This is a genomic window from Blautia sp. AF19-13LB, from assembly GCF_003479105.1.
In the GTDB taxonomy this organism is placed as follows: Bacteria; Bacillota; Clostridia; order Lachnospirales; family Lachnospiraceae; genus Fusicatenibacter; species Fusicatenibacter saccharivorans.
In genome coordinates, this window is record NZ_QUGO01000016.1 from 16,423 (window position 1) to 41,320 (window position 24,898).

The 24,898-nt window shown below is 46.2% G+C and carries 18 protein-coding genes and 1 tRNA gene; 2 read left to right on the top strand and 17 right to left on the bottom strand.

Features of this window, described 5'->3' with window-relative positions:
* Positions 1–102: 102 nt before the first annotated feature.
* The 6 genes from DWX32_RS14915 to DWX32_RS14940 form a co-directional block, all read right to left on the bottom strand.
* Positions 103–2,847, bottom strand: coding sequence for a hypothetical protein (locus tag DWX32_RS14915; RefSeq protein WP_118640753.1), 2,745 nt, complete (start codon positions 2,845–2,847; stop codon positions 103–105).
* 187 nt (positions 2,848–3,034) lie between these two features.
* Complete coding sequence (locus DWX32_RS14920) at positions 3,035–4,720, bottom strand: formate--tetrahydrofolate ligase (RefSeq protein WP_055267749.1); 1,686 nt, start codon at positions 4,718–4,720, stop codon at positions 3,035–3,037.
* Positions 4,721–4,958: 238 nt separating this feature from the next.
* The gene (locus DWX32_RS14925) at positions 4,959–6,467 is read right to left on the bottom strand and encodes a carboxylesterase/lipase family protein (RefSeq protein ID WP_055267694.1); all 1,509 of its coding nucleotides are present in this window, start codon (positions 6,465–6,467) and stop codon (positions 4,959–4,961) included.
* Between the two features lie 11 nt (positions 6,468–6,478).
* Positions 6,479–7,372, bottom strand: a complete 894-nt coding sequence (locus DWX32_RS14930; RefSeq protein WP_117801541.1) for a carbohydrate ABC transporter permease — start codon at positions 7,370–7,372, stop codon at positions 6,479–6,481.
* 11 nt (positions 7,373–7,383) lie between these two features.
* Positions 7,384–8,307, bottom strand: a complete 924-nt coding sequence (locus DWX32_RS14935) for an ABC transporter permease (protein WP_055267750.1) — start codon at positions 8,305–8,307, stop codon at positions 7,384–7,386.
* 144 nt (positions 8,308–8,451) lie between these two features.
* On the bottom strand, positions 8,452–10,728 hold the full coding sequence (locus DWX32_RS14940; protein WP_158579602.1) for a helix-turn-helix transcriptional regulator: 2,277 nt from the start codon (positions 10,726–10,728) through the stop codon (positions 8,452–8,454).
* Between the two features lie 241 nt (positions 10,729–10,969).
* Here DWX32_RS14940 and DWX32_RS14945 point away from each other — a divergent pair, with 241 nt between their 5' ends.
* Complete coding sequence (locus DWX32_RS14945) at positions 10,970–12,634, top strand: extracellular solute-binding protein (RefSeq protein WP_055267699.1); 1,665 nt, start codon at positions 10,970–10,972, stop codon at positions 12,632–12,634.
* A 118-nt stretch (positions 12,635–12,752) separates the two neighbouring features.
* Here DWX32_RS14945 and DWX32_RS14950 read toward each other — a convergent pair whose 3' ends face one another.
* From DWX32_RS14950 to DWX32_RS14995, 10 genes are all read right to left on the bottom strand, one after another.
* Entirely contained in the window at positions 12,753–14,528 is a 1,776-nt protein-coding gene (locus DWX32_RS14950; protein WP_118660459.1) for a sulfatase-like hydrolase/transferase, read from the bottom strand.
* A 231-nt stretch (positions 14,529–14,759) separates the two neighbouring features.
* Positions 14,760–15,383: a V-type ATP synthase subunit D gene (locus DWX32_RS14955; protein ID WP_022461683.1), complete on the bottom strand. Its 624-nt coding sequence runs from the start codon at positions 15,381–15,383 to the stop codon at positions 14,760–14,762.
* Positions 15,384–15,403: 20 nt separating this feature from the next.
* On the bottom strand, positions 15,404–16,828 hold the full coding sequence (locus DWX32_RS14960) for a V-type ATP synthase subunit B (RefSeq protein ID WP_022461684.1): 1,425 nt from the start codon (positions 16,826–16,828) through the stop codon (positions 15,404–15,406).
* A gap of 14 nt (positions 16,829–16,842) precedes the next feature.
* Entirely contained in the window at positions 16,843–18,609 is a 1,767-nt protein-coding gene (locus DWX32_RS14965) for a V-type ATP synthase subunit A (protein ID WP_022461685.1), read from the bottom strand.
* Positions 18,602–19,189 carry a V-type ATP synthase subunit E gene (locus tag DWX32_RS14970; protein ID WP_158555012.1) on the bottom strand — a complete coding sequence of 196 codons (588 nt, stop codon included), beginning with the start codon at positions 19,187–19,189 and terminating at the stop codon, positions 18,602–18,604. Before DWX32_RS14970 ends, DWX32_RS14965 begins: the two co-directional genes overlap by 8 nt.
* A gap of 22 nt (positions 19,190–19,211) precedes the next feature.
* Positions 19,212–19,520 carry a V-type ATP synthase subunit F gene (locus DWX32_RS14975; protein WP_055220228.1) on the bottom strand — a complete coding sequence of 103 codons (309 nt, stop codon included), beginning with the start codon at positions 19,518–19,520 and terminating at the stop codon, positions 19,212–19,214.
* 50 nt (positions 19,521–19,570) lie between these two features.
* A complete protein-coding gene (locus tag DWX32_RS14980) occupies positions 19,571–20,005 on the bottom strand; it encodes an ATP synthase subunit C (protein WP_022461688.1) in 435 nt (144 codons plus the stop codon).
* Positions 20,006–20,132: 127 nt separating this feature from the next.
* Positions 20,133–22,079, bottom strand: coding sequence for a V-type ATP synthase subunit I (locus DWX32_RS14985; RefSeq protein WP_416388396.1), 1,947 nt, complete (start codon positions 22,077–22,079; stop codon positions 20,133–20,135).
* Positions 22,080–22,090: 11 nt separating this feature from the next.
* Positions 22,091–23,131: a V0D/AC39 family V-type ATPase subunit gene (locus DWX32_RS14990; RefSeq protein ID WP_022461690.1), complete on the bottom strand. Its 1,041-nt coding sequence runs from the start codon at positions 23,129–23,131 to the stop codon at positions 22,091–22,093.
* A 4-nt stretch (positions 23,132–23,135) separates the two neighbouring features.
* Positions 23,136–23,447: a hypothetical protein gene (locus DWX32_RS14995; RefSeq protein ID WP_022461691.1), complete on the bottom strand. Its 312-nt coding sequence runs from the start codon at positions 23,445–23,447 to the stop codon at positions 23,136–23,138.
* 414 nt (positions 23,448–23,861) lie between these two features.
* Here DWX32_RS14995 and trmB point away from each other — a divergent pair, with 414 nt between their 5' ends.
* Positions 23,862–24,512: a tRNA (guanosine(46)-N7)-methyltransferase TrmB gene (trmB, locus tag DWX32_RS15000; protein WP_117801545.1), complete on the top strand. Its 651-nt coding sequence runs from the start codon at positions 23,862–23,864 to the stop codon at positions 24,510–24,512.
* A 211-nt stretch (positions 24,513–24,723) separates the two neighbouring features.
* Here trmB and DWX32_RS15005 read toward each other — a convergent pair.
* Positions 24,724–24,796: transfer RNA gene (locus tag DWX32_RS15005), tRNA-Lys, on the bottom strand.
* Between the last annotated feature and the right edge of the window lie 102 nt (positions 24,797–24,898).

Consider the following 24,898-nt stretch of genomic DNA (forward strand, 5'->3'; position numbering starts at 1 on the left):
CACGCACCTTCTAGTATAGACAATTCCAGCGCAAAAAGAAAGAGAGAATACACGAACTACAAAGTTTTTTTGTATTCTCTCTTATTTTTTATAGAAGATATTTTACTGGAACAGATCGTTCAGGATTTCTGCCGGTTTCTTCCTGCGGTAGCCTTCACTGTCACTTAAGATACTGCTGCTCCAGGTGAAATGATTCACACCGGTCAGATAGGACCGGTCAAGAACTTTTACACCATACCGCTCATACGCAACCGGATAATACATTTTCATGTATTCATTTGCCAGCTCAATAGCTTCACTGTTAATGCTTCCTGTTGAAGAAACGGTTCCGCCAAGCTGAATATACGGCGGTGTCGCATGAATGACAACCACGCTGCCGTCCGAGCACTGGCCAATGACAATCCAGACATGACCGCTCTTGCTGACCACATCACCCGGCGTAAATTTCTGGGACGTATCGCCTGTCACGCAGGTTCCCCAGCCTTTTCTTGCAAAGTAGGCCGGCATTCCAGTGGAGGTTGTCGTTGCATACTCTTTCGTCACCTGATGTGCGGTCCATCCGACATAGCCGGAACAGTCAAGACCTTTTCCGTACTCATACAGATGATCGGAATAGTTGTAGGTGGAATTCTGTGTATTGAAGAATTGTTTCCACTGCGCATTGACGCCGTAACTCTCTGCCTCTGCGTCTGTGTGGCCGCCTCCCCAGATATACAGGGTGTTTCCAAGCGGAAGCAGTGCATTTTTCAGAAAGTTCCGTACGGTGCGGACACCGATCTGCGCGGACGGTTCAAATCCGTCCGGACTCTGTACCAGCTTGCCGTCCTCATCGAACACATACGTTTTTCCGTCGATCACCTGTTTTCCGGTTATCATGCCGCCCCAGTTTCGGAAATAGTATGTATTTCCGCCAATCGACTGCCAGCCGATTGCCATTTTCGAGTCAGATCCAAGGTAATAGAGGTTATTATCATAGGTAATAAACGCATTCTTGTACATGCCGCCCCAGCTTCTCGGATAATAATAGTTATAATCCCAGTATACCCAGCCGCTTGTCGCCATAACGCCGTTTTTGTCTACATAATAATAGTTTCCGTCGTACTGAAACAGCTCGTCATCTCTTCTGGTTCCATTGGCGTTGATCCAGTAATGCGTTCCGTCCAGAAGCAGCCAGCCCGTATGGCTTGTGCCGTCCTCATCGAAATAATACGTTTTTCCGCCGTTCTGCACCCAGCCGGTGGCAAATGTTCCATCTGAATTGGCATAGTATGTTTTACCGCCGATGGTAAATGTCTGATCATGGTACAGACCGCCCCAGCTCTGGAATGCGTATTTTGTTCCGCCGATGGTATGAATTCCGGTGTACATGCCGCCCCAGCTTCGGAAATAGTAGCGGTTTTTGTCGTAGGTGATCCATTCAGACGATGCCATCGTACCGTCTTCTTTCATCCAGTACCAGTTGTTGTCATATTTCACCCAGCCGGTCTGAAGCGACGTATCCTTGTTGATCCAGTAATACGTTCCGTTGGTCAGATACCAGCCCTCTTTTGTAATCTGCTCGCCGTCTTCCAGAAAATAGTATTTCTTTCCATTGATATCGCAGACACCTGTATAGAAGGTTCCGTCATCCTTTGCCCAGTATTTCTTTCCCTGCCAGGTAAAAGATTCGTTATGGTAAACGCCGCCCCAGCTGTGGAAATAATATCTTGTTCCGTCAACCTCTTTCATTCCGGTGTACATCACACCGTCACCGTCGAAATAGTATCGGTTGTTGTCATACGTGATCCATTCAGATGCAGCACGTGTGCCGTCCGCTTTCAGCCAGTACCATTTGCCTTCCAGCTTCAGCCAGCCGGTCTGAACAGAACCATCCTGATTGATCCAGTAAGTCTGATCTCCCAGCTGAACCCAGCCGGTCTGGCTGGCATGATAGATCGATCCGTCATTCTGCGCTATGTAGGTTTTTCCTTTTACGGTAAAGAAGGTGTTTCGATATACACCACCCCAGCTCCGGAAATAATACTCGTTTCCTCCGATGCTCTGGAAACCGTTTTTATAAATGCCGCCCCAGCTCTGGAAGTAATACAGATTGTTGTTGATTTCTTTCCAGCCGGATGCCATCATGACACCATTATCATCAAACCAGTACCAGTTATCATCGTACAGCAGCCAGCCGGTCTGCAGGACGCCGTCTTCTCTTACCCAATAATATGATGTGCCTTTTTTCAGCCAGCCTTTTTGTGTGATCTGCGCTCCCGTAGTATCATCAAATGCGCAGAGATCACCATGTCCATTCATTGTTCTGACTATTCCACGGGCAACGATACCATTTTCCTGTACATAATACATTTTTCCGCTGATGCTGAGATACACATTTCTCTGAATGCCGCCCCAGCTCTGGAAATAATAAAGGTTTCCATCTACTTCCTGAAAACCATTTTTATAGATTGCTCCGTCTCCCTTGGCATAATAAAAATTATTATCGTATGTGAACCAGCTGTTTTCTGCCATGCGGCCGTTCCGGTCCGGATCCAGCCAGTACCAGTTTCCATTCCGGTAAAGCCATCCTGTTTTCAGCTGTCCGTTCTCATAAAAATACCAGCCGCTGTCGCCTGCCTTAACCCAGCCATTCTGACTGGCCCGCACAGCAGCACCGCTGTCCTGTGAAGCCTGTGTCTGCGTTTCACTCTGTATCCCGCTCTGCTGATCCTCTGTCTCCACAGACTGGTCCATCACCGTGCTGCTCCCCACAGCACTCGCGGAAACAGTCGTCGGATGTACGCTGAGCATCAGCACCATAAAAAGTGTACCGCCCAGAAGACTTCTCAATTTTTTCTTCGATGTCATTGGCAAGTAACTCCCTTACTATATTATATCTGCTTTTCTCTCCATGTTATCATTAGAAATTATATTATCTTTTGTAATATTTTGCAATAAAAACGTAAAAAAAGAGACATTCACGAAGGAATGTCTCTTTTTTTCTGTGTTTTATTTCACGCTTTATTCTGTCTTTTCAAGACAATATCCTGTGTTATTAGAACAATCCTGTAATCTTTCCAGTAGCGTCTACATCGATACGCTCTGCTGCCGGAACTTTCGGCAGACCTGGCATGGTCATGATGTCACCGGTCAGGGCTACGATGAAGCCTGCACCAGCGGAGATTTTCAGGTTACGTACGGTAACTTCGAATCCGGTCGGTGCGCCGAGTTTGGTCTGATCATCGGTCAGGCTGTACTGGGTTTTTGCCATACAGATCGGGCAGTTGCCAAATCCGAGAGCCTCTAACTGTTTTGCCTGTTTCTGTGCATTTGCGGTCAGAACCACTCTGCTTCCGCCGTAGATCTTCTGAACGATGGCGTTCAGTTTCTCTTCGATGGAGCCTTCCAGATCGTATGCATAGGTGAAATCGTTCGGCTGCTCGCAGAGACGGACAACTTCTTCTGCCAGGGCTACGCCGCCCTCGCCGCCTTTTGCCCATACCTCGGACAGAACAACGTTAACACCGAGCTCTTTGCATTTCTCCTCAACCAGCTTCAGCTCTGCTTCGGTATCGGTCGGGAATGCATTGATGGCAACGACACATGGCAGTTTGTATACGTTTGTGATGTTGCTTACGTGTTTCAGAAGGTTCGGCATACCTTTCTCCAGAGCTTCCAGGTTCTCGCCGTTCAGTTCTGCTTTCGGAACGCCGCCGTTGTATTTCAGGGCACGAACGGTTGCTACGACTACAACTGCGTTCGGTTTCAGGCCTGCCATACGGCATTTGATGTCGAGGAATTTCTCAGCACCAAGGTCAGCACCGAAGCCTGCCTCTGTGATAGTGTAATCTGCTAATTTCAGGCACATTTTGGTTGCTGTTACAGAGTTGCAGCCATGTGCGATGTTTGCGAATGGTCCGCCGTGAACAATGGCCGGTGTTCCTTCCAGAGTCTGTACCAGGTTTGGTTTCAGAGCGTCTTTTAAGAGTGCTGCCATAGCGCCTTCTGCGTGCAGATCGCCTGCGGTTACCGGTTTCTGCTCAGCTACTTTTCCGTAGGTATATCCGATAATGATTCTGGAAAGTCTTTCTTTCAGATCTGAGATGTCGCTTGCCAGACACAGAACTGCCATGATCTCAGATGCTACGGTGATATCGTAGCCGTCTTCTCTTGGCATTCCGTTTGTCTTTCCGCCAAGGCCGTCTACAACGCTTCGAAGCTGACGGTCATTCATATCTACGCATCGTTTCCAGGTGATCTTTCTCGGATCGATATTCAGAGCGTTGCCCTGGAAAATGTGGTTGTCGATCATAGCTGCCAGCAGGTTGTTTGCTGCGCCGATTGCATGGAAGTCACCGGTGAAGTGAAGGTTGATATCCTCCATCGGAACAACCTGTGCGTATCCGCCGCCTGCTGCTCCGCCCTTTACGCCGAATACCGGTCCAAGGGATGGCTCACGAAGTGCAACCATTGCTTTTTTGCCGATTTTGGAAAGTCCGTCTACCAGTCCTACGGATGTTGTTGTTTTTCCTTCTCCTGCCGGTGTCGGGTTGATCGCTGTAACAAGGATCAGTTTTCCATCCTCCGCATCGGTGTCTTTTAACAGGTTGTAATCAATTTTTGCTTTGTACTTTCCGTACTGCTCCAGATATTTGTCATCAATACCTGCTTTTTCTGCGATCGCTGTGATCGGCTGCATGGTACATTCCTGTGCAATTTCAATGTCTGATTTGTAACCCATTGTTTTCAAATCCCCTTTCTTTTTTCCGCTTTGTCCGCCGATTGATAGCCATATTTTACCATGTTTTGTAAGATGATTCAATTGATAATTATTTATTTCACAATCTTTATACGTTTTGTACCAAAAAATGCAGAAAATTCCGCCAAAAGGCGGAGCGGAGAATTTTTCCCTGGAATTTGTCTTTTTATGTAGAAAAGGAACCTGCTTTTTCTGCCCAGGTTCCTTTTCTTTCAGCCTTTTATGCATGTTCCAGCATAATTTCTTTTAAATACCGCTGTACTTCCAGTTCTTTGATTTCTTTGCATTCTGTCTTTTCCGAAAATACCATGTTCTGAGGATTCTCCGGCTGATATGGCTTCCATTCCGGTACACCCTCTCCATTTGGATTTTTCTGTTTTGCAAAATTCGCCCAGCTTTTTGTCATAACTCTGGAAATATCATAATCCGTTCCCGTCATTGGACGCCAGCAGCGTGCAACAGTTCCAAATACATACCACAGCTCGGAGGAATGGAAGGATCCTGCCTCGTTCCCTGGAAGATCGTGGTCAAACAGATACAGATAGCACGGTTTATGATCATGTCTGATATTCAGCTCACACAATACTCTGTTTTTTACCATCCAGGAATGGCTTTCCTGAATCGCGCGCATAATGTCTTCTTTTTTCTCTACCTGCAGCAGTTCCAGGTATTTTTCCGCTGCAGGTCCCATCATCTGACGCTGCTGTTCTTTCCAGACTTCCGGGTCTTCCGGTACGCCGAATACCAGAGTCCATTCCCCGGCGGTGTTTCCAATCATCATCGGCAGATCCGGGTAATTTCCCTGATAATAACTGTCGGATACTGCCTCATCCAGCAGATAATGATCGATCACCGTTCCCATCGGATATTTCATAAATCCCTTCATCATAACTGCCATTAGCTCATCTGCACTCTTGCCGCGCAGTTCGTCTATGGAATGGCATCCTGCATCTTTCATAAATTCAGCGCCCTGTTTTTCTGCTGTTTCCATCGGTTTCTGCCCCATGCCTGGATCCGGCCAGTTGATATCCGCACAGCTCATAATAATACTTCCGGCAATATCTCCTCTGGTAAGCGGTGACACAAGCATTGTCTGCACACTGAATGCACCCGCAGACTGTCCAAAAATTGTAATATTATCCGGATCTCCGCCAAACGCACCAATGTTTTTTCTTACCCATTTGAGTGCGGCAATCTGGTCAAGATGACCATAGTTTCCAGAAACACCATGCTCACTTTCTTTTGCCAGATCCTCGTGGCAGAGGAATCCAAGAACGCCCAGACGATAATTAAACGTTACCAGAATCACGCCTTCTTTGCAAAAAGCTTCTCCGTCAAACTCCGGTTCAAATCCATATCCACCTGTGAGTCCGCCGCCATGTACCCAGAACAGAACCGGCAGTTTTTTCTCCTCCTTCACTTCCGGCGTCCAGATGTTCAGGTACAGACAGTCTTCACTCATATCTTCTGCGGACTGGAAAAATTCATCACCATACAAACTGCCTTTCGGGTGGCGCATCTGCGGCGCAATCGGTCCGAAATGATCTGCATGATAAACGCCTTCCCACTTTTCTGTTTCCTGCGGCTCTCTCCAGCGGAGCTCTCCAACTGGGGCTTTTGCATAAGGAATCCCTTTAAATACCGTATACTGTGGAATATTTCCCGGAATCCCCTCAATTTCTCCTTTTTCTGTTTTCGCAATTCGATTGACTTTTTCGTAAAATTCCATGATCTTCCTCCTTAGCCTTTGATTGATCCTACCATAACACCCTTTTTAAAATACTTCATAACAAACGGATAAAAACATAAAATTGGAACAGATGCCACCATAATGGTGCAGTATTTTATAATTTGCTTATAAGAATCCGCAAGTCCTGCAAGTTCTCCTGAAGATGCGGATGTTGCCGAACTTGTATCGTTTCGGATCAGTACTTCCCGCAGAATCAGCTGCAGTGGATATTTGTCCCGGTCTGTCAGGAAAATGGATGCATTGAACCAGGAATTCCAGTTTGCAACTACATAGTACAGCGTTACTGTTGCAAGCGTTGCTTTTATCAATGGAAGAACAATCTTAAAAAGTACAGCAATTGGTCCTGCCCCATCCAGACGCGCAGATTCTTCCAGTTCTTTCGGAAGCGTTGCCATTGCCGTTCTGACCAGAATAAGGTTAAATGCGCTGACACACGTCGGAAGAATAACCGCAAGGCGGGTATTGTACATTCCAAGGCTTCTTACTACCATATAGAACGTGATAATTCCTCCGCTGAACATCATGGTAAAGGAAATAATCAGCATCAGTGCATTCGACCAGAGCAGATCGCTTTTCGAAAGCGGATACGCTCCCAATACAGTAATCAGCATTCCAAGTGCTGTCGATGCAAACACATAAAAAAGAGTATTTCCATAGCTTCCCATCAACTGTCTTGTCTGAAATACCAGCTTATATCCCTCCAGCGTAAAACCATGTGATTTTAAAATCAATCCGCTCTGGTTCATGACCCAGTTGGGATCAGAAACCGATGCAAACGCCACATGAAGAATCGGCAGCAAACATACAACTGCAAGAAAAATTAGAACCAGATAGTCAAATACAATAAATATTTTTCGCGCCAGAGACGTTTTTGTTTTTTTCATGTTTTTTCCTCCTAAAACAGACTTGTTTCCGAGTACTTCCGGCTGATAACATTTGCACTTACAAGCATAATGAAGTTAATCACAGAGTTGAACAGACTGACAGCCGTACTGTATCCATAGTTAAACTCTTCCAGACCTTTTCGGTAAACAAAACTGGAAATAATATCTGCGGTTTCATAAACCTGAGGGTTATATAAAAGAATGGTCTTCTCATATCCAACCGACATGATGGAACCGATTCGCAGAATCAACATAATAATAATGGTGGAGGAAATTCCAGGCAGTGTTACATGCAGTGTCTGTTTCCAGCGGTTTGCTCCGTCAATTTTTGCTGCCTCATACAGTTCCTGATCCACGCCGGAAAGTGCTGCTACATAAATAATACTTCCAAAGCCAAGTCCCTGCCATAAATCCGAAACAATGTACAAAGGACGCCAGCACGCCGGATCGGATAACAGATTTACCTGTTTTCCACTAAAAAAGGTAACGATCTGCGACAGGACACCTGTACTTTTGGTAAAGTCTACAATGATACCTGCCAGAACGACCATGGAAATAAAATACGGCATATAGGTAATCATCTGTACACCTTTTTTGAAAATGGAATCCTTCAGTTCATTCAGAAGCAGCGCAAAAATGATCGTGAGCGGAAACTCAATGATCAGCTGCAACATACTCAGCACAACCGTATTCCGAATGACACGCCACGCAAATACCGATTGAAAAAAGTCTTTAAAATTTTCCAGACCTACCCATTGGCTTCTGAGAATTCCAAGTTTTGGCTTGTAATTTTCAAATGCCATCAGGATGCCTCCCATTGGAAGATATGCAAATACGATAAAAAATGCAATCAACGGAACCGCCATAAGATACAGCAGTTTGTTTTTCTTCCAGTCTTTTACGATTTCCTTCCTTGTAAATTTTTTTGTTTTCATATGTGCTCCTTTCTTCCCGCCGGACTTATCATTAATCTGATTGTATCGTCTTCCCTGCCGGTTCGAAAGAACCACTTTTTGTGGCTTCCCTCCTTTTTCTGCTGCTTTTTTATGGCCTTTTCTTGTGGTGGTACTCATTTTCTGCTATTTCTGCACCATAGTTTCCCGATATTGGCCCGGAGTCACTCCTTCATACCGTTTAAACGTACGAATCAATGCTCTGGATTCCACATATCCTACCTTTTCCGCAATTTCCTGCACGCTCATTCCCTGCATCAAAAGTTCTTTTGCCTTCGCAATCCGCACGATATGAATGTTGTCTCTCACACCAATTGACGTTACTTTTTTATAGTTTCTGCTCAGATGTGATGTTGACAGATGGAACTTTTCCGCCAGATACTGCACATCCATCTGCGGGTCTGCATAGTTTTTCTCAATGTAACTCTGCACTTCCCATACCCATGGAAAGCCTTCTTTCTCCGTTCCCTTCTGATAGGAAATAATTTTTTCAAACAGAAGATCAATTTTTTCCCTGATCTCCTGCAGTGATCTTACATTAGAAAGTGATTCCAGAATCTCACCGATCTGTCTTGCTTCTTCCGTGCTGTTTTTCTCGAGCTGATCCACATGTGGAATTCCTTCCAACAGATTGCTTACCAAACCATAAATTTTGTATCGCTCCAACTGAAAGTTTTTGATTTCTCCCTGTTCCACCATATTTAACTGTTCTGTCAGCAGTTCATACGCATTCGTGTAGTCTTTGATGGACAGCAGATTTAAAAAGCGTTTCTGAATATCCAGCGAAATAGAATCTTCTTCCAGCGCTTTCCTGGATTTGCTGTCACGATAGTCTAAAATATTCGGAATATCCTTTTCCCAGAAAGTCTTATAGTTTGCCATTTCCTCCGCATTTAAAAACAGCTCTGGAATATCGCTTAGCTCACTGCCCTGGCCTCCGCGGAACACACACAGTTCTGCATGAATAACATCCTTGTGGAAATCAACGATCTGGTTCAGCAGCTGATTGAGTACATCAGCCTCTTCCACCGGCTGACAGATACACAAGATCATTCTGTCATGACGAAATGCAGCCCCTCCGTTCTTACAAAGCAACTCCTCAATAACATTTTGACTTACAAACAACAGCAGATCATAATCTACCGTACCATTCACACAAAATGTAGATTCTTCGATCTCCCTGTATTGGAACATCATAAATTCGAACGGAGCATTTTTTAATGAAATCTCATATTTACTCAGTTTTTCCTGTACTTTTTTCTCATTGATATTACCTCTGCACATGGAAAACAGAAACTCATCTTTTTGCTGCTGCATACTTCCTCTTAACTGTTTCTGTATGTCATGCAGCCTATACTCATAGACAAGCATTGTTTTTTCCAAGGATTTCATCATTTCAGGATAACTGTCTGCTCCATCCATCCGAAACGTATCCAGAATCTCCTGGATTGGTTCTGAAAATGCTTTACTGTAATGCCATGCCAGAAAAACGCCTGCCAACAGGCTCATCAGAACAGCACCCGCAATAATGATAAAATATGTTCTGTTCTGCTGATAAAAAATCGACATTGGAATAGAAAAATAATAGTTCCATACTCCGCTTTGGGAAGATATTCCCATTGTAATATATCGTTTTCCCTGTATTTCCTGCATCACAGGTTCGGAATTGCACACAATCTCTTCATAACTGTTCTGCTGCAGCACATCCTGTCCCTCCGGAACGGTACCAATCATCAGGGAGCGATCTCCGTTTGCCATGCAGCAAATACTCTGCTCAATATAGTCACTCAGGTTTAATATTTTTTCAAACTCTCTGACAGAAACAAACGTAATAACTACACCAGCCCGATGATAGCTTTTATCCAAAATTGGGTTTAAATGGATCAGTACCGCACTTTTTGTGCCCGATTTTAAAATCTGATATGCTCCCTTATTTCTTTCCAGGGAAACCAGATTCTGAAATTCTTCTTCAGAAATTCCTTTCTTTTTCAAAAATGCATCCAAATTTTCGTCCTGGTACCGATAGTTTCCAGTAAACACAGCGTTGCTGTTTTTAAAATACAATACCGTTTCTGCTTCACTTTGCTGCATCGTATTTTCATTGCGCAGAACCTGATTCAATTCTGTATACTTCAGCTGATACTCCGGCTGCTCATCTTCCAGTTCCGCTATTTCCTGAACAATCGGATGATCCGCCAGAAGCTGGCTGATCTTTGAAATATTTTCCAGCCGAATGTCCATCTCATGCTGTACCTGATTTAATAATGCAACCTGCGCATTTTTCGTATTGCTCTTAAAACTCTGATAGGAATAAAAAGAACAGCCAATCAGTACAATCAACAGGATCATCACCAACACCAGATACGTTTTCATCACGGATAAAAATATTTTTTTCTCTTTCATCTTTTGCATCCCCCATGCATTTTCTTCCTTAAATTATAGCACGCACCCCCGGAAAAGTCTCAAAATTGCCCAAGGATCACGCAAAACGGCAATCAAAACACATTCTGGCAATTCTGATTCTGACGGCAAACTGCACCTGACGCAAAAACTGGTTCTTTTCTTTTTTCCCACCTTTCTCTTATAATACAGGTAACGTGCACGAACATTAGAACGAAAATCAAAAGAAAAGGAGATTTCAAGTATGAAAAAAAGAATACGACAGGCTATACGCATGGGCGCCTTATTACAGAGCGTTGTTCTTCTGGCAGGATGCGGTGCTAACGGCAGCACTTCTTCCGGCAGTTCCACCTCTGCTTCTTCTAATACTTCTTCTGCAGCTTCTTCTGTAAGTTCTGACACTTCTGCTGCAGATACTGAAGTTTCTCTTCCATTAGTGGATGAGAAAACAACATTAACTCTCTGGACTCCTATGGATGCCAATGCTGCAAGTATTGTAGATTCTCTCGGTGATACAGAATTTTTTCAAAAGCTGGAAGAAAAAACGAATGTACATATTGAATTTCAGCATCCCGCCATTGGAGACGAAGCATCTGCTTACAATCTTATGATCGCAGGCGGCGAACTGCCGGATATGATCAAAAACAGTGGCCCTTCCTATGTTTATCCTGACGGTCTTGATGCCGCTGTAGACGATGGCTATTATATGGACCTGACAGATCTCATCCAGAAGTATGCTCCTCATTATATGGCTGCTCTCGAAAAGGCCGGAGAAGAAGATGAAAATCTGAAGCGCAGTGCTTATACCAATGACGGACGTATGGTCGGTATCTATCAGATCATGTCAGAACAGCAGGGACCATATGCCGGCATGTATGTCCGCAAAGACTGGCTCGATGACCTCGGTATGGATACTCCGGTCACCTACGATGACTGGGAAACCATGCTTACTGCTTTTAAAGACCAGGAAGGTGCAACTGCTCCGCTGACGCTTTCTTATACTGGATATGATGTATTTGCCAATGCCTTAAATGCCGGTTATGGAGTTTCCAATACTTTCTATCAGGAAAACGGCGTTGTTAAATACGGACCGATTGAAAGCGGCTGGAAAGATTATGTTGAAATGATGCATCGCTGGTACAGTGAGGGATTAATTGATCCTGACTTTATGTCTACAAACGCAGTCCTTCCGGACAATGCAATGGTTACCACAGGAAAAACCGGTGCATTTTGCTCTATTTACACATTAATCGCAGCATACGAAGGTGCAAACTCAGATCCAAATGCCGAGTACGTTCCTGTTCCTGCCCCGAAAGTAAATGCTGAAGATACTGTAAAATTAAATATGTATTATCTGCTCGGTCCGTGCATCACAGTTTCCGCAGATTCTCCAAATGCCGAGCTCTGTGTAAAATGGCTGGATTATCTCTTCAGCGAGGAAGGTGCTCTTTTAGCCAACTATGGTACCGAGGGCGATACTTTTGAATATCAGGAAGACGGAACTCCAGTTTTCACCTCCAAAGTAACTGCCAACGAAGATTATACTTTTGCACAGGCAATGGCTTATTTCACTATGCCACCTTCCCGTGTCTGCCTGCAGGACTGGAAACGTGAGCTTGCCGCCGTTCCGGAAAAAGATCTTGTTTCCTATGATATCTGGGCAGAAGCTGGCACCGAAAACTGTCTGCCTGATGTCAGTGCTATGGGTATTTCTTCAGACGAAAACAAAGAATACAGCAAAATCATGACTGATGTTACGACAATTGTAAACGAAAAAACATCTCAGTTTATCACAGGTGTTATTTCTATGGATGAATATGATGATTTTATCGCTCAGCTGAAGCAGATGAATGTTGATCGTGCAGTAGAAATTGTGCAAACCGTTTATGACCGTTTCCAGGCAAGATAATCGAATCATACATCACTCTTTTGTAGTCTCTCTCTGAATTAACAAAAAACACCGGCCTTCTCCGGAAACAGATTTTTATCTGTCTCCGGGAAGCCGGTGTTTTTATATGTTCTATTTTTTAAGAATACTGCGACTCATCCACATCAAACGGTTCGTCGCAAGGTCCTTCAAGGAGGCGGTAGCTTCCCTTGACGGAGAAGTAGTACCACTTTCCGTCGATCAGCTTCCATCCCTTGACAGCATAGCCGTTTGCATCGATGTAGTATCTCTGCTCGGTGTCATTCGCATAGCGGTGCGGGTTCAGGGATACCCATTCGCCTTTGGCCCAGCGGTCTTCGTCTTCGATGTAGAACTTCCAGCCCTCATCGGTTTTGGTCCAGATGGAGGTTACCTGCTCTTCCATTTTCTCGAAGAATTTGGATTTCTGGGAGAGGTCATCATTGAACTGGTCAAAGGTCAGCTTCTCAGCAAGTGTCTGCTCGCCGGAGAACAGGTTGGTTCCAAGGCCGAGGCGGTCGCCCTCGATGGTGGCGCCGAGGCTGGCAAGCGTGGTCGGGAACATGTCCATGGTGGTGAAACTTCTGTTTTTCTCCTGCTGCGGCTGGATCGGAGAGTTGATGATCACGTTGTATACGGTTCTGGTGTAGTCCGGATCAATGTTCTCACAGAAATCGGAATCCATCGTCAGATGGTCGCCAGAAATTACGATCGTTGTGTTCTCGTAGAAATCCTGCTGCTGAATCCAGGAAACGAACTCGGTGACCTGCTTGCTGGAGCAGTGCAGAACCATTCCATACTGGTTGTCGCCGTCGTTTTCTTCATCGCAGAGCTCACACGGATAGCCATCCTCAAAATGGGTGTCTGCGGTCAGCATGGTGAAGTTGAACGGCTCTCCCTCTGCTGCGATTTCGGTCAGACGGTCTTTGGCAAAGGAAAAGAGTTTTTCATCCTCATAGCCCCACCATTCGTAATATCCTTCCGGGATCAGGCCTTTTTCCATAGCCCAGCTGTAATCGTCTACTTCGTAGTCGCCGTGCTCTTTAAAGTACTCTTCCCGGCCGCCGAACTGTCCGATTGAACCGATGAAGAAATACTGCTTGTAGCCTTCATCCGCCAGGACATCACCCAGGGTATTGATTTCCGGGAAGAAGCTGGCCTGATATGCCATCTCATTTCGCTGGATTCCGATGCTGAGAGGCAGACCGGAGGTCTGTGCGAAAATTCCGGCAATGGTCCAGGTTGCGTTTACGGTAGGCTGGCCGCCGCCGAGCAGCTCCGAATTGGAAAAACTGATGTTGTCTGCGGCAAGCTGGGTCAGCTCCGGGATATAGTTTTTATCGAATGCTCCGCCGGAAGCTTTGTCTGCGTAGGTGCTCTCCATGGATTCCAGATAGAGATAGATCAGATTTCGTTTCTGTTCCGGGAACGTGATATTCACGCGGTCCGGATCTACGTAGTTGTCTTCTACCACGGTATTGTACGTGCTCTGATTTTTCAGATAATCTTTTACGTCCAGTGCTGCCCACACGTCATTGATGGAATAGACGATGCTGGCGGCTCCTGCCGCGATACAGATCATCCCGAACGCCACATGGGCTTTGCGTTTTTCTCGAAGAAAAATGCTGACCAGAATCAGAAGGATGAGTGCTGCCGCTGCGATCAGCGCACTTGAGCAGATATAACTCATCAGAAGATCATGGCTGGTTCCGGCAATCGGGGCCTTTAACTGGTAAACAAGCTCTTCCATGCTCAGATTCGGCCATGTTTTCCGCATCCAGCGCTCGGACGTAAACAGCAGCACGCCAAGTGTTCCGATCAACACTGCAAACACAGCCAGCAGAATGCGCCCTGCTTTTTTCGCTTTTTTCGTTTTTTTCTGTTTCTTGTGTTTCATCTTCCTACCTCCAAAAAGCATTACAGCTTACAAAATCTTAACTTTTCTTTACAATCGCCTTACGTATTATAGCAAAGACCGTTTTAAAAAGATAGAAAATTTTTATAAAATTTTCGCACAAAAAGTGCAGCCAAAAACATATTTTTTGCATGACACATAAAAACCCGCCCGGCACCGCAAATCTCTTCGCGGCCCAAGCGGGTTTTTCATCTCTATTCCGGGAAAGCCTTATCAGCTTGCCTTGTTCTTTCTCTGTTTGATGACTTTCAGTCGTGTGAACTCCTCGCGCTCCTTCTCCTCCAGTGCGTCCGCGATATCCTTGGACAACTGGGTGTAATGCGGAATCGTGATGTTCTTCAGCGCATTGGCGCGCTTCTGTGTTTTCTTGATTGCCGCAGCAAGGCGGTATGCCGAGTTCTCAATCATGGAAAGGTTTAAGGTCAGGTCTTTTACTTTTTCAAAGGCCTGTCTTGCCTGATCCAGGGACTCCTTCGTGCTGTAGTAAGCATAAGTCGGGGCCTGTCCGGACGGATCAGCCTCTACCAGCGGAATTTCCACGCCCATGATACTCCTTGTCTTGATCCGGATAGATTCCTCCACCGGAACGGTATAGGACACGGTCTGTACGTTGGTGATACCGATCTCCATGTTCGCAATCTGCAGCGCCGCATATGCTTCGCGGAATGTCACATCAATCTGACGCTGAATATCTTTTGCCTCATCGATCAGGCCCATGAGCTCGCGGATCAGAATATTCCGCTTCTTGTCCATCAGCTCGTAACCCATGTGGGCAAGTTTCAGAGAGTTCTTTGCAAGAATCAGGTTTCCCTTGGTAGGAAAGGTATTCGGGTCCATTCCGATCTCACTCCTCTCGCTTACTCATTCATGGCATCGGCTTCTGCCTTTGCTTTTGCTACTGCATCAATGGTGGTCGGATGATAATACTGATCCAGAACCTTGGTGTTGACACGGTCGAGCTCTTCTCTCGGAAGCAGTCCAAGAAGCTCCCATGCCTTGTTCAGCGTATCTTCCATGGAACGGTTTTCATCCATTCCCTGGCCGATGAATTCATGCTCGAATTCATTACCGAATACCAGGTACTGTTTATCGATCGGAGAAAGCTCATCCTCACCGATAACGGATGCCAGGGAACGCGCATCTCCTACCTTTGCATAGCAGGAGAACAGCTGGTTCGCTACGTCCTGATGATCGGCTCTTGTGTAGCCCTCACCGATACCATCCTTCATCAGACGGGAAAGACTCGGCAGTACGCTGATCGGCGGGTAAATAGACTGGCCGTGAAGCTGACGGTCCAGTACGATCTGACCCTCGGTGATGTAACCGGTCAGGTCAGGGATCGGGTGCGTGATATCATCGTTTGGCATGGTCAGGATCGGAATCTGTGTTACGGATCCCTCTACGCCCTGTACGATTCCGGCGCGCTCATACAGCGTAGCCAGCTCACTGTACAGGTATCCAGGATAACCTTTACGGGAAGGAATCTCTCCACGGGAGGAGGAAACCTCACGCATAGCCTCGCAGAAGGATGTGATATCGGTCAGGATAACCAGGATATGCATGCCTTTCTCGAATGCAAGGTACTCGGCAGCTGTCAGCGCTACCTTCGGAGTGATCAGACGCTCTACAACCGGGTCGTTTGCCAGGTTCAGGAACATAACAACGTGGTCAGATACACCGCTTTCCTCAAAGGTCCGGCGGAAGAACTCTGCTACGTCGTATTTAACACCCATAGCGGCAAATACGATTGCAAACTTCTCATCAGAATCTCCAAGGGATGCCTGCTGTACGATCTGTGCTGCCAGCTGGTCGTGCGGAAGTCCGTTTCCGGAGAAGATTGGCAGCTTCTGGCCACGAATCAGGGTGGTCAGACCGTCGATTGCAGAAATACCGGTATGGATATAGTTTCTTGGGTATTTACGGGTAACCGGGTTCAGCGGCAGGCCGTTGACGTTTCTTCTTACCTCTGCGTCAATCGGTCCCATGCGGTCGATCGGTTTTCCGATACCGTCGAAGGTACGTCCCAGGATTTCCTCGGAAAGTCCGATCTCCATCGGATGTCCGGTCAGACGGGTATGGGTATTGGTAAGAGACATGCTCGAAGTTCCCTCAAATACCTGAATAACGGCTTTATCTTCGTATACAGCAACGATACGTCCCAGTTTTTTCTCATTGCCGTCTACGGTAAATTCTACGATTTCCTCGTAGGAAGCATTTTTTACACCTTCCAGAACAACCAGAGGGCCATTGACCTCACTAAGGCCTAAATATTCAATTGCCATGATGAATTCCCTCCTTAACCATTCTTCTCGAGTACCTTATCGTAGAAGGTGTCGATATCTTTTTTGTATGTGTCAAACAGATCCAGACGGTCATTCGGTACATCGTATTTAATAGAAACGACGCGGTCGAAGATCTTGTCCTCTTTCAGTACGGACATTGGCATGCCCATCGTCACGAGCGCTTTGGATTTCTTGTACAGATAAAGAATAACTTCCATCATCTTGTACTGTTTTTCCAAGGATACGCAGGTGTCATCCGGATGGAATGCGTTCTGCTGCAGGAAGCCCAGTCGAATAACTCTGGCGATTTCCAGGGTCAGCTTCTGGTCATCCGGAAGAACATCGCTACCGATCAGTTTTACAATTTCCATCAGGGAGCTCTCGGAGTTCAGGATTCCCATTAACTGGTTCCGCATATCTACAAAGTTTTTGTTTACGTGATCTTTGTACCACGGCGACAGATCCTGCAGGTATTCACTGTAGCTGGTCAGCCAGTGGATCGCCGGGAAATGACGGGCGTAAGCCAGAGATTTGTCCAGTCCCCAGAAGCAGCGGACGAAACGTTTGGTGTTCATGGTAACAGGCTCGGAGAAGTCACCACCCTGCGGAGATACAGCTCCGATGATGGATACGCTTCCCTCTGCTCCGCAAAGGGTCTGCATCATGCCGGCACGCTCATAGAAAGCGGACAGACGGGATGCCAGATATGCCGGGAAACCTTCCTCGGCAGGCATTTCCTCCAGACGGCCGGACAGCTCACGGAGTGCCTCTGCCCAACGGGATGTGGAGTCTGCCATGATTGCTACATCATAGCCCATATCGCGGTAATACTCAGCCAGTGTCAGTCCGGAATACAGAGATGCCTCACGGGCTGCAACAGGCATGTTGGATGTGTTGGCGATCAGGGTGGTACGGTCCATCAGCGGGTTGCCGCTCTTCGGGTCGATCAGTTCCTGGAACTCCTCCAGAACCTGTGTCATCTCGTTTCCACGCTCTCCACATCCGATATAGATGATGATATCGGCATCAGACCATTTTGCGATCTGGTGCTGGGTCATGGTTTTTCCGGTACCGAATCCGCCAGGGATGGCTGCTGTGCCGCCTTTTGCGATCGGGAACATCGTATCCAGGATACGCTGTCCTGTGATCAGCGGAACGGATGCCGGATATCTTTTCAGGGTTGGACGCGGTACACGGATCGGCCATTTCTGTGCCAGTGTGATCTCTTTTTCGGTGCCATCTTCCAGTTTCAGTTTTACAATCGGGTCAAGGATGGTGTACTTTCCGTCTTTGGCAGCCCAGATAACCGTGCCGTTGACATCCGGCGGAACCATCGATTTGTGTACGATGGAACGGGTCTCCTGTGTCTCTGCAATGATTGCGCCGCCCATCAGCTCTTCGCCTTCTGAAACAGTTACATGGACATCCCATTTTTTCTCTGTATCCAGAGAATCTACGGTAAGACCGCGGCTGATATATTTACCGGACTGCTTTGCAATCTCGGACAGCGGACGCTCAATACCGTCAAAAATGTTGTTCAGGATTCCAGGTCCCAGTGTAACAGAGAGGGCATCTCCGGATGCGGTAACTGTTTCGCCTGGTTTCAGTCCTGTGGTTTCCTCGAAAACCTGTACTGTAGTGGTATCCTTTGTCAGGGCAATAACCTCGCCGACCAGACGTTCTTTACCAACGTAAACCATCTCGGACATTTTAAATCCGGTGTTTCCTTTCAGATATACGACCGGACCGTTGATTCCATAGATAACTCCGGTTTTATTCATGCTCTACACCTCCGTGAAAGATGAAATTCTCCCGCTCTTCGTTCAGAAGGGTCTCGAAGGAATTATCGATCAGAATATTTTTCTCCGGAATGACCGCGCGCACGCCGCCAAGGAACGGCATGGCCGAAATGGTAAGGGTTACGGAGAGTTTCTGCTCCAGGGAAGCCTTATGAGCTTCGTCTGACGGATCCAGATATAAGGTCAGTTTGTCATTTCCGGCAAACGTAACGGCTTCACGGATTTTGCGCTCCAGATACTCCTCATAGGATGGATCCTTTTTATAAGCGGTAAGTTTTTCACGAACTTCTTTAAACAGTTTTTCTTTTAATTCCAGATTTTTACGGGACAGCTTCCGTCTGATATGAAGCTGATCCGCTGACAGTGTCTTATTGACATCACGTTTTGCTTTCTCGGTCTCGGCAGCAATTTCTTCTTCTGCCTGACGTCTTGCAGTTGCTTTATGCTCCTCGAAGATCTTATCCAGAGCTTTCTGGTGATCGCCGATCACACGTTCTGCTTCACGGTTTGCACTGTCCAGGGAATGATTATAAAAATTCTGAAGTTTCTCCTCAGTAGTCAATTGTGTCACCTCCAGGGCATTCTTACAGTTTTAATCCAATAGATTCATTTACAAAGGAAGTGATAAAGTCCGGCGCTCTTCCGGTACCGTGACGGTCCGGAATTTCAATGAGCAGCGGAAGCTTATGGTTGAGGCGGACATCCTCCAGAATGTCCGGGAATTCCTTCCCGAACTTTTCTGTAAGGAGAATAATTCCGATCTCTTTGTCTGCCAGTGTTTTCTGCAGTGTATCATAAAGCTCCTCGCGCTCATGAACGACAACGCCTTCCACTCCGGCCAGGCGCATGCCCGTCTGAGTGTCTACGTTATCACTGATCAAGAACATTTTCATTTATGATTCCTCCAACTTAAGGTGAAGATCAATACCTTCCGGTTTTGGAATCAAAGTTTACCAAGAATCATGAAGGAGATGATCAGACCATACAGAGCGATACCTTCGGCCATAGCTACGAAGATCATGGATTTACCAAAGATGCTGCCGTCTTCGCTGATTGCTCCAAGAGCTGCGCTTGCGGAAGATGCAACGGCGATACCGGAACCAATACCGGAAAGACCTGTAACAAGAGCTGCACCGATGTAACCAAGACCGGTTGCAAGACCAGCGCCTGCTTCTGTTGCAGCAGATGCAGTTGTTGCGCCTGCGAAGGAAACAACGGTTGCGATCAGCAGAAGGCCGAAGAAGCCGCTTACATTGGCTGCCAGAGATTTTTTGTAACGATTTTTGTTGTGCTCACCTTTGAAGTAATAAGTCATAGGAACAACGATGGTTAATACCATTGCGATTGCAGTAAGTACCTGTACAAATGCTGAGTTCATAATAGTTTTCCTCCTGAAGTTAATTCATTAAATTTACTCTTTGCTGCGATCCGGAGCCATTTTCACTTTTTCCCGATACAGCTTCCCGCCATATTCACTTCCATTTCGCATGGCTCTGAATCCTCTTTTATTTCTCGCCTTTTTTCAAAAACGGAACAAATGGTTTTCCGTCTCCTTCATAGAACCGGCTGAACATCTCGTAATACTCCAGACGCAGTACCTGGATCGCTACCAGCAGTGCCTCAAGGCAGGCAACGAAGACATTTCCGAGAACAATAACCGGCCAGCTGATGCTGCCGCCGCCTGTTGCTCCGCCGAGCATCAGGACAACCTCCATCATAGCCGCATGGCTGACTGCATATGCGCCGACACGGACAAAGGAAATTGTGTTGGAGAAGTAGCTCAAAAGTACATCGAAGAGTTCGAAGAATGCCTGTACAAAGAACATTCCCTTTCCGGTATCCGGAAATGCATTGCCCTTCTTCTCTACCATACGCTCCAGTGGCTCTTTTAAGAAGATCGCAAGAAGCGGAATACCGAACATGACTACCATCACGCCGACAGCCGGAGCTTTATGGCCGCTGAACAGGAGAACGAGTGTAACGGCAAGGGCTCCGTAGAAAATGAAGCCTGCCAGGGAGTTCTGGCTGAACAGAAGCTCGCCGAGCTTATGGTTTCTTGCTGCATTGATCATATGCAGAACCATTCCTGTCAGAATCATGAACATACCAAATGCAACCGCTGCGACAAATACGGTGTTCATCGAACCGATGAACGGAAGCGTTGTCATCGCTTCCTTCGGATGCAGCCAGAGGGCCGGTATGACATTCTCAAATCCGAAGAAGCTGCCGAACAAGAATCCGAAGATCACAGAGAATACCGCGCAGGTACTCATGATCGCTGCCAGATCCATCTTCTTGTAGTGGTACAGCAGTGCGCCGCCAATCAGCAGACACAGTCCCTGTCCTACATCGGCAAACATGATTCCGAAAATAAATGCATAGGTAAGTCCTACGATAATCGTAGGGTCAATTTCATTGTAATTTGGCAGTCCGTACATCTTCACATACATCTCAAACGGACGGAAGATTTTCGGGTTTTTCAGCTTTGTCGGCGGCTGACGCAGAACGTTGTTTGCATCATCCTCGATAAAGCAGAAGAGATTTGTGTCGTTTTCGATGTCTTTCTGGAAGGAAGCGGCATCTTTTTCCGACATCCAGCCGCACAGAATATAGAAAGTTTCCTTCTTGGATTTTGTGCAGGCTGCCAGGCGACGGACATCAAAGTTGCCGGAGAGCTGCTCTAACTGCTCTTTTGCTGCAACCAGATCCTCTGCGGAATCCGAAAGGCATTTTGCCAGTTTCCGTGAGCACTCGCTGAGTGCATCGTCTGTCTTTTTGATTTCTGCCTGAAGTGCTGCGTAAGCATCCTCCGGCGTTCCACTGTACTCGTCCGGAACGTAGATTCTTTCGAAGTGCAGGGATGAGAATACGGCGTCCACTTTCGTGACCTGATCTCTCGGGCAGAAGTAAATGCCCCATACATACTGCTCATCGGAATGGCAGCGGTAGAATACCGTATCGCTGTTCTCATAGCAGTAGCTCTCAAACTTGTTGTAATACTCTTTTGTGATCTTTCCGAATCTGAATTTGATAAAGTGGAAATCCAGAATGGAGGAAAGATTGCAGTGCAGATCCTGGAACGGCTCGATTTTCTGTGCTTTTTCCATCAAGTCTTTCTTTTTTGCTTCCAGTTCTGTACGCTCCTGGTTCAACTGGCCAAGGGTGTGATCCAAACCATGGACACAGTTGATGGCATCTTCCAGGGAAAGTCTTTTCGTGGTGGTACGCTTGTCTTCCGGCAGAAGTGCTGTAAAATCTTCCGCCTGTTTTAAGGTCTCTTTGTATGGGTTGATCTGGATATACGGTGTGATATTCTGCATCGTAGACAGCTCCGTCAGAGCGTTTTCCAGATGTATCTCATATTTTGAGAGATAAGTGTTGACCACACGGTCAATGTCGGCTTTCGGCCCGGTGATGCTCAAAAATTTCATCTTGACAATCAATGAGTACACCTCCCCGTGTATTAAGTTTTTGCGATATGCTGCATTGCCTCGTCAGCGCTGATACGGTAACGTACGCACTCGAGTGCAATAATAAGCCGGTTTACCTCGTGCTCTTTGTGATAGAGGTATGAGTATATGGTGGCAACGGAATAAGGATCCTGTCTGGATTCACTGGAAAGTATGTGCTTCATAATGGCTGCATACATGGATTCCAGCGTATCGACTTTGAAGGAATCATACCGTTTCGCATAATAGGTTTGTTCCAGCAGCTGGGAAAATGCACTCATATTCTCGGCTTCTACCAGTGCCTTTACCACATCCTTTTTCAGCCGGTGATGAACCGGAATCAGCAGGGCGTAGATTTGTGCGCTGGTCATGTGATAATAGCGTTTGGAACGGTAGATCCACTGAAGGTTCAGCATGTCAAACTTGCTTCCCCATGCAGCGGTCAACTCTTCCAGATCCCGCTTTGTCACTACTTTTGATCTGTCTTTCCACATCTGTGCAAAGTAATACAGATCCAGGGTCATCTCATAGTCGAACAGGGTCGGACGCTCGATATCCGCGAGCTGCGACAGCGGGGCATAATATTCTGTCCCTTTCAGGTTCGCAATCAGTTCTTCGATCGTCCTGGAGGACGCCAGAAGATTGATGTCCAGCTGGGAATGCTTGTTAAAGAACTCGTCGAATATGGACAGGTTCAATACCACATCACGGTGATCAAATACCGTGTTCAGGCATTCTTTGATAACGGACACTTCGTATCGTTTAAAGTAGAGCGCAAGGAACTTTCTCTGCTCCACATTTGCAAAACGGTACAGCTTGGAAAAATCCCGGTATACCGTCAGGCGCAGCATTTTCTCGATCTGACCTCGGTGAAGGTCAGCTTCGTTGTAGCCCTCAAACAGATCCTCATAGCCTTTATGCTGCTTGAGGTAAGAAACTGCCTGCGGTACACTCTCCAGTTCCACGATTTCCCGAAAATTCTGGTCGTTTAAAAGATGGCTCTGCATGGCTCTTATCTTTGTGGTAAGGCCGCTGTAGGATAATAGACCGCTCATCGTTTCACTTCCTTATAATGTTTTCGTAAATCTGCGTGGACAGTGTTCCGTGATTCTGTTCGTAATAAGCGTCCAGTGAAGATAGAAGTTCGGCGGCAGAGTCCCGCTGCTTTTTCTGATCCGCATCTGTAGTAGAATGAAGTTTTGTTGTGATCTCTTCAATCCGCTTTGCCGTTTCCGCTTCCAGATCTGCATCGAATTTTGCAATCCGCTCTTCCTGCTGCTCGTCCTGGAGCTTCTTCTGATTCTCGGCAGCCTGCATAATCTTAGTAGCAGCCGTTTCGATCTCTGCAAGTTTGTTAATTACAGATTCCATAGCATCGCTTTCCCTCCTTATTTATTTAAAAGACAACAAAGACGAGGAAAACTCCCCGCATCTTTGCTGTTAGTATTCTACACCTTTTTTTCCAAAGTTGACATATTGAAATCGTAAAAAAAAGTGGGATTTCGATCGACTTTTTGATTAAAAATAGACAATGGGTCATATTTTTTCTTCCAATATCAATAGCCAAAAGATGGTCCCTCATATGATTTCGATATGGTTCCAATCCGATTGTCATATTGCTGATAAGAAATGCTATGTGCAGGTTGATATTGTATATAGTATTTTGAAAACTTCGAAAATTTGAAAACGGGATTTTTCTGTTTTGCTTTTTCGGGAGCTATGATATACTGGATATGATTGGCTTTTATTCTAATATTTATCACTTAAGAAAGGAATTTTACGCATATGCGCCTTAGAAATATCAGAGGATCAAAAGATGTGATTGCTTCCTGTCCGTTCGTTGTGCAGGAGCCGGAGAGCTGCCGGGGACGGTGGGCTGAAATTTTTGGAAATGAAAATCCGATTCATATTGAGGTCGGTATGGGAAAGGGCCGCTTTTTGATGGATATGGCGGTTCTGCATCCGGAAATCAACTACGTCGGCATTGAAATGTACGACAGCGTGCTGCTCCGCGCAGTACAGAAACGGGAAAAACTGGAGACGGAAATCAAAAACCTGTTTTTCATCCGCATGGATGCACGCCAGCTTCCGGAAGTGTTTGCTGAGGGCGAGGTAGACCGCATTTACCTCAACTTCTCCGATCCGTGGCCGAAGGACCGCCATGCGAAGCGGAGACTGACGTCACATGAGTTTCTTGCACGGTACGAGAAGATTTTAAAGAAGGACGGAACACTGGAATTCAAAACCGATAATAAAGATCTGTTTGACTTCTCTCTTGAAGAGATGAAAAATGCAGAGGGATGGGAACTCACTGCATTCACATACGATCTGCACCACGATGTGGTTCTCTCAGAAGGAAATGTAATGACGGAATATGAGGAGAAGTTTTCCTCAATTGGAAACCCGATCTGTAAGATGGAGGCACGGTTTCTGTAGCGGAATGCTTTCGCAAATGATTTGATTCCCATCCAAAATACAAACCGGCAGCAGAACGGTCTCTTGAAAAGTAAGACCGCTCCGCTGCCGGTTTTTCTCTGTTTCTATCGCAATGTAAAAAAGTTGATACACAGACTTTTGGTATTTTGCTTGTAAAACAAGAAAAACACCGTCCCCGCAGCTCTCAGGTCTGCAAAAACAGTGCTTTCGATGCGCCTTCAGGGACTCGAACCCTGGACAAATAGATTAAGAGTCTACTGCTCTACCAACTGAGCTAAAGGCGCTTACTTTTGTTTTTCTGTGTTTCATTGGATGATCCACTCGCTGAACACAAATAAGATTATAAAGGATTCTGCCGAAAAAAGCAACCTTTTTTTCACTGTTTC